7 protein-coding genes and 1 rRNA gene are annotated in these 8208 nt (G+C 49.6%); 7 read left to right on the forward strand and 1 reads right to left on the reverse strand.

Features of this window, described 5'->3' with window-relative positions; genetic code table 11:
• Positions 1-12: 12 nt before the first annotated feature.
• The 5 genes from gatB to KB559_RS24655 all read left to right on the forward strand — a co-directional run bounded on the left by gatB (position 13) and on the right by KB559_RS24655 (position 6352).
• Positions 13-1452, forward strand: coding sequence for an Asp-tRNA(Asn)/Glu-tRNA(Gln) amidotransferase subunit GatB (gatB, locus tag KB559_RS24635; RefSeq protein WP_211026115.1), 1440 nt, complete (start codon positions 13-15; stop codon positions 1450-1452).
• Between the two features lie 42 nt (positions 1453-1494).
• Positions 1495-1962: a GNAT family N-acetyltransferase gene (locus tag KB559_RS24640; RefSeq protein ID WP_211026117.1), complete on the forward strand. Its 468-nt coding sequence runs from the start codon at positions 1495-1497 to the stop codon at positions 1960-1962.
• A 179-nt stretch (positions 1963-2141) separates the two neighbouring features.
• Entirely contained in the window at positions 2142-3986 is a 1845-nt protein-coding gene (locus tag KB559_RS24645) for a DUF4097 family beta strand repeat-containing protein (protein WP_211026119.1), read from the forward strand.
• Between the two features lie 124 nt (positions 3987-4110).
• Complete coding sequence (locus KB559_RS24650; protein ID WP_211026121.1) at positions 4111-4536, forward strand: Fur family transcriptional regulator; 426 nt, start codon at positions 4111-4113, stop codon at positions 4534-4536.
• A 91-nt stretch (positions 4537-4627) separates the two neighbouring features.
• Complete coding sequence (locus KB559_RS24655) at positions 4628-6352, forward strand: glycosyl hydrolase family 18 protein (RefSeq protein ID WP_211026123.1); 1725 nt, start codon at positions 4628-4630, stop codon at positions 6350-6352.
• An 82-nt stretch (positions 6353-6434) separates the two neighbouring features.
• On the opposite strand, the gene KB559_RS24660 is transcribed toward KB559_RS24655, so the two are convergent.
• Positions 6435-6806, reverse strand: a complete 372-nt coding sequence (locus tag KB559_RS24660) for a YgzB family protein (protein WP_211026125.1) — start codon at positions 6804-6806, stop codon at positions 6435-6437.
• Positions 6807-6924: 118 nt separating this feature from the next.
• Between KB559_RS24660 and KB559_RS24665 the strand changes: the two genes are divergently transcribed.
• The gene (locus KB559_RS24665; RefSeq protein ID WP_211026127.1) at positions 6925-7803 is read left to right on the forward strand and encodes a nucleotidyltransferase-like protein; all 879 of its coding nucleotides are present in this window, start codon (positions 6925-6927) and stop codon (positions 7801-7803) included.
• A 314-nt stretch (positions 7804-8117) separates the two neighbouring features.
• A 16S ribosomal RNA gene (locus KB559_RS24670) occupies positions 8118-8208 on the forward strand; the annotation flags it as partial.

Consider the following 8208-nt stretch of genomic DNA (forward strand, 5'->3'; position numbering starts at 1 on the left):
AGGAGGGTCAACATGTCAACATCCAAATATGAAACAGTGATCGGGTTGGAAGTGCATGTGGAGCTGCATACGAAGACGAAAATCTTCTGCGGCTGTTCCACGGAATTCGGCGCTCCTCCCAACAGTCATACCTGTCCGGTTTGTCTTGGACATCCGGGTGTACTGCCTGTGCTTAACCGTCAGGCTGTAGATTACGCCATGAAGGCGGCCATGGCGCTGAATTGCGAAATCGGCGATGTCAGCAAATTCGACCGCAAAAACTACTTTTATCCCGATTCGCCGAAGGCTTACCAAATCTCGCAGTTTGATCAGCCCATCGGAGAGAACGGCTATATCGACATTGAAGTCGACGGCGTGACGAAGCGAATCGGAATTACCCGTTTGCATTTGGAGGAAGACGCCGGCAAGTTGACACATGTCGACGGCGGATATGCTTCCCTTGTCGATTTCAATCGGGTCGGAACACCTCTCGTTGAAATCGTGTCCGAGCCGGATCTTTCTTCGCCGGAAGAGGCGCGGGCCTATCTTGAGAAGCTGCGGGCCATTATGCAGTATTGCGATGTTTCCGACGTGAAAATGGAAGAAGGCTCGATGCGCTGTGACGCTAACATCAGTCTTCGTCCTCAGGGCCAGAAGGAATTCGGTATCCGGGCCGAGTTGAAGAACATGAACTCCTTCCGCGGCGTAGTGCGCGGATTGGAGTATGAGCAATACCGGCAGGCGGAGATTTTGGACGACGGCGGGCAGGTCGTTCAGGAAACGCGCCGTTGGGACGAAGCCCAAGGCAAAACGTTCTCCATGCGCGGCAAAGAAGAAGCGCATGATTATCGTTATTTCCCGGATCCCGATCTGGTGAAGATCCATATCGACCAAGATTGGAAGGACCGGATCAGAGCGTCTATTCCGGAATTGCCGGATGCGCGCAAAGCCCGGTACGCCTCGGAATATGGGCTTCCTGACTATGATGCTGGCGTAATTACGTCTTCCAAGCCGCTGGCTGATTTGTTCGAAAGCAGCCTCGGTTATACCAAGGATGCGAAGGCCGTATCCAACTGGATTATGGGCGACCTCCTCGGTTATCTGAACAGCAGCGGGTTGGAGCTTGCGGAAGTGAAGCTGTCCGGACAAGGCCTCGGCGAAATGATCAACTTGATTGAAAAAGGTACAATCAGTTCCAAGATTGCCAAGACCGTCTTCAAGGAAATGCTGCAAAGCGGGAAGCTTCCGCAGCAGATCGTCGAGGAGCAGGGATTGGTCCAAATTAGCGATGAGGGTGCTATTTTGGCGATCGTTAAGGAAGTTGTAGCGAACAACCCGGCCTCCGTTCAGGATTATAAAGCAGGCAAAGACAAGGCGATCGGCTTCCTGGTCGGCCAGGTTATGAAGCAGAGCAAAGGGAAAGCCAATCCGGGACTTGCGAACAAGCTGTTGGTTGAAGTGTTGAAGGACTAATCTCAAACAAATGGGAGAAGTTTTCCCAAGGGGGAAACAGGGATGATCGAAAGATTGTCACTACAAAACCATGATATGGTGGAACAGTTGTGGAGTTTGCAGCATGTAGCCTACCGTTTGGAGGCGGCTGCGATCGGTTTGAAGGAATACCCGCCTTTGCCTGAGACATTCGATTCGCTGCGCAGCAGCGTAGATGAGGATTTTTACGGCGAGGTTTCTGCGGACGGGGAACTGCTTGGGGCGATTGTCACAACCCCGGCAGCCTCCCCGGCCTGCCTTGAGATTAGCCGGCTGATGATCCATCCGGATCACTTGCGGCAGGGAATAGGGGCTTCGCTTCTGAAATATGTGATCGATCACCATCCCGATATCAGGTCATTCGTTGTTACCGCCGGAACGCTTAACGTACCGGCGGTCTCCCTATACCGGAAATTCGGTTTCTTACCCGGAGAGAGTGTCACCTCATCCACGGGCGCCGGCCTCACGGTTTTTCGTTATCATCGGCCATAGAGAACGGGCACACCTCGATTAACCTTTAGGGTTAAGATGAGGTGTGTTTTTGTTTATTCGTTGTACGATGGAGCCGGAGTCCAGTTCATTCCATTACGAAGTAATCAATAATGGGGTATTATTATACTATTGAAAAATCTACTAGTATGGTGAAAAACTCTACTAGTCTGAGAAGGGAGATGGCGGAACTGAAAACACCCCTGAATTTGCAGGGCAGACGGGCCCTGCAGCTCGCAGCTCGGACCAAAGGCTTCCGGCCAAGAAGGAGAAAGCGTAAGTTCATAGCTTGCCTGCTGGCAGCCGTTTTCCCCGGCTTGGGCCATCTCTATCTGAAAATGTTTTTGAAGGGCGCGGCTTTGATTTATTTCGTCCTGCTGGATGCCTCTGCGCTAATTTATTTTTCTTCGGTTCGATCCGGGATTAATGTTCCTTTTTTGATATTATTAGGACTGCTCATTCCTGTAATCTATTTTTATAGCATTTATGATGTCTTGCAATCTACCGATGTGATCAATGCGAAGATTAAACGGTCGGCGTCCGGGGAAGAAGCGGAACCCTCATTTGACGCCAACGGGACCCAAACGGGCACCGGGGCACGAAAAGGCGTATTAGCCGGCATCCTGCTGATATGCGGTGGGGCTGTTATTTTCCTGTTTCGCCAGAAGCCGCCTTGGCTCGAAGGATTTATACATTGGTCCGCTGGATACACCGTATCGGGAGCTCTCATACTGACGGGAGCGATACTGATCTGGCGGGAGAGCCGTCGACGTATTATCCGGACCGGACGCTTTACAGCTTCCGCATTGATTATCGCAATCGGGATCTTGCTGCTAATTGACCGGGTTTCGGGACATGATCTGATTTGGCTGTTGCCGAAGTGGTGGCCGATTATTCTGGTGGCGGGCGGAGTAGAGCATATTATTGTGCTGATCTGGAACCGACGACATACATTGCGGCCTGAGCGGCGGATGCGTGTGGATCTAAGGGGGTTGCTGCTGTCGGTATGCATCGGATTGTCGGTCTTTGCCGTAACCCAGCAGGAGCAATATTTACACTTGTGGAATCGGGTCAGTCTGGATCTGGCGGCGGCCGGATCGGATTTCAGCAGCGAGGAAGGTTTTCATGTGGAGAAGCCCGCTCTGGAGGTTCCGATCGATCTGGATACCGAACAGATTAAAATCGACGGCGTAAACGGTAATATCGAGGTCAGACGTGCAGAGGTCGAAGGCGTGATTATACGGGCTACCGTATGGGTCGACCAGATTCCGATGGAAGAGGCCGAGCCGGTTGCCGAGGAGACCTCCATTGATACGTCGGTAGGCAAAGCGCTGGCCGTTACGGTAAAAGATCGGACCTATGGAGCCTCGGGCAAACGACACCCTCGTGTCAATTTAACCGTTGTGTTGCCGGAAAACCGGTTCTTGGATATCGATATCAGTACTTCCAGCGGCGGAATTACCCTGACTGGCGTGCAAGCGCTGAAACAGATCAAGCTGCAGACGGGTAACGGGAATCTGCGGATGTGGGATGTAGTCGGTGACGTATCCGCCAAGACTTTAAACGGGGATGCGGAATTATACCGGATCTTTGGCGACGTCAATGTGGATACCCAAGGCGGCAACCTGAAGGCCAAAGGAATCAGCGGTAATGCTTCCCTATCCACGATGGTCGGCGATATTTCCCTGGTTAATGCGCAAGGAGACATCAAAACGAGCACCAAGAACGGTAATATTAAAGTCGACGGCGCGCCGGCCGCATTGCAAGCCGAATCGCTTAACGGGAAAATTCAAATTTCCGCGGATCAAATCGGCGGGGATTGGAGCGTATACAGCGCGGTGGGCGAGATGCAATTGGAGCTTCCCGACATGGGAGATTATAAGCTTGAAGGTTCCAGCGGTTATGGCGACATTGTTACCGATCTGCCTTTTATCGTGGAAAATAAAGAGATTAAGGGTGTTCTGGGCAGCGGGGAATATCAGATCAAGGTTGACGGCAACAGCAATCTAATTGTGACCAAAAGCTGAATTCATACAAATTGTAAATAATCCGGCCTTGTACAGGTTGTTCGTTCGTTGACAAAAGAAATATGATAAAAGTACAATGAAAATTGTAAGGATTCTAATCTGTATTTTTAAGGCGGTGGACATAATGGCTACTCGCGTACAGCATGCGCTTGATCAGTTGAAAAACAACGGTGTACGCATTACGCCGCAGCGCCATGCCATTCTAACGTATCTCTTGGAGTCGATGGGACACCCGACCGCGGATGAAATTTACCGGGCCTTGGAGCCCCGTTTCCCAAATATGAGCGTGGCTACGGTATATAACAATCTCAAAATGCTGATTGAAGCGAATATGGTCCGGGAGCTGACTTACGGCGATAATTCCAGCCGTTTTGATGCCGATGTATCGGATCATTATCATATCGTTTGCGAGATGTGCGGCAAGATCAAGGATTTCTCATATCCTTCCTTATCCGATGTAGAGCGTAAAGCGGAGGAAATGACCGGTTTTGTGGTCCATGGACACCGTTTGGAGCTGCACGGGGTTTGTGAAACCTGCCGTAATCAATAATTTTAAATGACCTGCGGGTTGTGGGAAACGTGCGGGATTCCTTCGGGAATTCTTCACGTTTTTATTTTTAAGGAGAGAGGTATGGCTGTCGATGAGTAGAAGAGAGGTACATGCTAGACACAGGCGCAAGGGCCGCGGCAAATGGTGGCTCGCGCTGATTGTTATTGTTGCCGGAGCGTACTGGTTTTCTTCGCAATATTTACCGAACCGCGAGCATATTGATCCCGAGTGGAAGGGCACTTATGATAAACCTGTTTTTATAAAGGGAGAGATTTTGGACGGAACGGCGATCGGTCAGGGAGACGGACTAAAATTGCCGCTTCCGATAGTACAGTCAGTTGTTGACCCCAACATTCGCTATGAGCAGGACAGTCAGACGGTGATTTTGACGACCCCGAAGAAACTGGTATTGCTAAAAACGGATGAGAAGACAGGGAAAATCAACAATAAGCCGGTGAGTTTGCGGTTTGCGCCGGAGGAAAAGGATGGAGTCCTGTATCTGCCGGCCCATCTGCTCGAAGAGCTTTATGGTATGGAAATCCATGAAGACGCGGGTTCGGGCTCTGTAATCCTTATGAAGCCGGGAGAAAGTCTGGAACATGCCAGCGTAAGGGAATCTTCGCGAAAAAAAGACTTTACCGTTCCACTGCGTGAAGACGGCAGCATTCATTCTCCGATCCTGGAGGATATGAAGCCGGGAACGAAGCTGCGTATTTTGGATACTGTGGACGATTGGTATCATGTCCAGCTTTATAACGGATATACGGGATTTGTAAAACAAAAGGATACGGTTGCGGGAGAGAACAGAGTTGTTCCGGAGCTTGAGCCCGTACTATCGCCTGCGAAGGAGAAATGGCATTCCAAAGCGATTAATATGACTTGGGAGGCAGTTTATCAGGTTGCGCCTAAGCCTTCCTCCATTGGAAAGCTCCCCGGTGTCAACGTGGTCAGCCCGACCTGGTTTTCTTTGATAGACGGTAAAGGCAATGTCAAAAGCAAGGCCGATCCTGCTTACGTTAAGTGGGCGCACGGGCAGGGGATGCAGGTATGGGGATTGTTCAGCAACAGCTTCGAGCCCGAATTGACCACTGAGGCGTTGTCGAGCTTCGAAAATCGGATGACTACTATTTTGCAGATGCTTCACTATGCTCAGCTCTATGATCTGGATGGCATCAATATCGATTATGAGAATGTCCATACAAAAGACGGGCCGAATCTGACCCAGTTTATGAGGGAATTAAGACCGCTTGCCATGGAATACGGGTTGGTGGTATCCATCGACGTAACGCCGAAATCAAACAGCGAAATGTGGTCGGCCTTCCTGGACCGCAGGGCGCTTAGTGAAAGCGTCGACTATATTATTTTGATGGCCTATGACGAACACTGGGCTGCGAGCCCTGTTTCAGGTTCCGTTGCTTCACTGCCATGGGTGCGGTCTTCCGTCACCCGGATTTTGGAAGAGGATGATGTATCCCCTGACCAGTTGATTCTTGGGATCCCGTTATACACGCGGGTGTGGACCGAAACGGAGAAGGATGGACAAGTCGAAGTTAAATCCAAGGCCATCGGCATGAAAAAAGCACAGGACATTATTAAAGAAAAGAAACTCAGTCCGAAGCTTTCGGAAGAAACCGGCCAGAATTACGTGGAATATAAGGAGGACGGCGCTCTGAACCGGATTTGGCTGGAGGATGCTGAGTCGCTGACCCGCAGGGTCGATCTGGCCCAGAGTCTCGGTTTAGCAGGTGTCGCCACATGGACGCGCGGATTTGCCTCCGAGCAGGCATGGGAAGTACTGAAGGAGATTTCTAAATAAATGAACAAAAAAACGGAAGCGCAAGGAGAACTTGTGCTTCCGTTTTTTATTTGGCGTGAAACGCCGGACGATTTGGTTCGGTTTAACTTTTTGCTGCAGCATTCTGCTCTTCCACTTCTTCGGCCGTAATTGTGGCATGCGTTGGATCCAGCGTCAAAATCGTCTTGCAGAACATGCAACGGTCCGTTTTGCCCAGCATCTTTGTCAGCTTGCGGCATTCGGGGCACTCCAACTGAACGGCGGAGGTCGACAGCATGCCGGCCCAGAAATAGATCGCTAGACTGGCCATCATCGCAACGAGTCCAATTACCAGTCCTACTCCGGCTACCACTTTTCCGGATTGGCCCCAGAAGACAATTCCCGCTGTGCCGAGTACCATCAGACCCATTCCTGCCATCGTCAGCAGCAAGCCCCATAATCGAAACTCATTGATTTTACTGGATTTGAAGAACATGTCGGATATACCTCAATTCTAAAATTTATTCTATGAAAAATGGAAGAAGGAAACTTCATGGAAGCGTAGAACTATATTATAACGAATTGGCAGAAATACGCCAAGGCAGGAGGGTAACGTGGAGCCAACCTTTTTTTCATTTACGAATAAAGAGAAGAGCAGTCATCAGGCGATTGGAGCGGTCGGTTACCGTCATGCCGGAAACTCTTTTAACGGTTCGCTTTTGCATGACTTCGAGCTTCTTGTGCTGGTGATTTGCGACGAAGCCGCCATTACTGACCTTAGGATAGAGCATTGTATAAGCGGAAGCATTCAATACCAAATGCGTTACATTGGAAAAGAAAATTTGAAACAGTGGGTAGTTGCCGGTGAAAACCGAGAAATCGTAAAGTGCTTCCTGCATGGAGAAGTTATTTGGGATGTGGGTGGAGAGGTGGCCAAACTGCGTAACGAACTGACCGGTTTCGGGGACAGTATGAGAGAGCGGCGGAAGCTGAAGGAGTTTGCCGGGTTCCTCCGTACTTACGTAGAGGCTAAGCAGTACGCCCAAGAAAAGGACTTTATGGACGCATACTACTCCGTGCTGCAAACGCTCAAGCATTATGCGCGCATTGAGTTGATCGATCAAGGAATCGTTCCGGAGAGCAGTGTTTGGGATCAGCTCCGTTCGTTAAATACGGTGGCTTATAAATTATTCGACGAGCTTGCGGATAGTAAGGAAACTTTAGAACAGCGAATTGAATTGGTGTTGCTCGCCTGCGAATTCTTTGTCATGTCCCGGATGGAGGATTGCTGTTCCGTGCTGTTGAGAGCTTTAGGGAGCCGGAAAGAGGCCTGGAGTATTCAGGAATTAATAGCTTTACCTGAAATGGCTCATGTTAAGGAAGAACTGCCAATGGTCATTAGGAAATTGGTCTACAGATCTCTGGTTAAACAAACAACGTCTCTTACGGGGGATAGATGGGGCGAGACTCGCGAAATCCGGTACTGGGCTTGAGTGTAACCGAGTGCAATAATTTCCCATTTTAATTTTGTGCAAAAGTGGTTGACTGCTAAGTTCATTCTGTGATAAATTAGATCTCGCCCCTGAAAGACAAGGTGCTGATAAAACAAGTCGCCGATCACACGATCGAAAAACTTGAAAAAAAGTTCTTGACTTAAACGAGGCAAACATGGTATATTATAAAGGTCGCTGCTGAAACAAATTAGCGACGAAATCAACGAAGTTGATCTTTGAAAACTGAACAACGAGTGAGTATTAAATAGAGAATTAAATTTCTCGTCAGTTTCAAAATGAGCAAGTCAAACACTTTATTGGAGAGTTTGATCCTGGCTCAGGACGAACGCTGGCGGCGTGCCTAATACATGCAAGTCGAGCGGACTTGATGAGGAGCTTGCTCCT

The sequence above is a fragment of the Paenibacillus sp. Marseille-P2973 genome (assembly GCF_018101095.1).
GTDB lineage: Bacteria > Bacillota > Bacilli > Paenibacillales > Paenibacillaceae > Fontibacillus > Fontibacillus vini.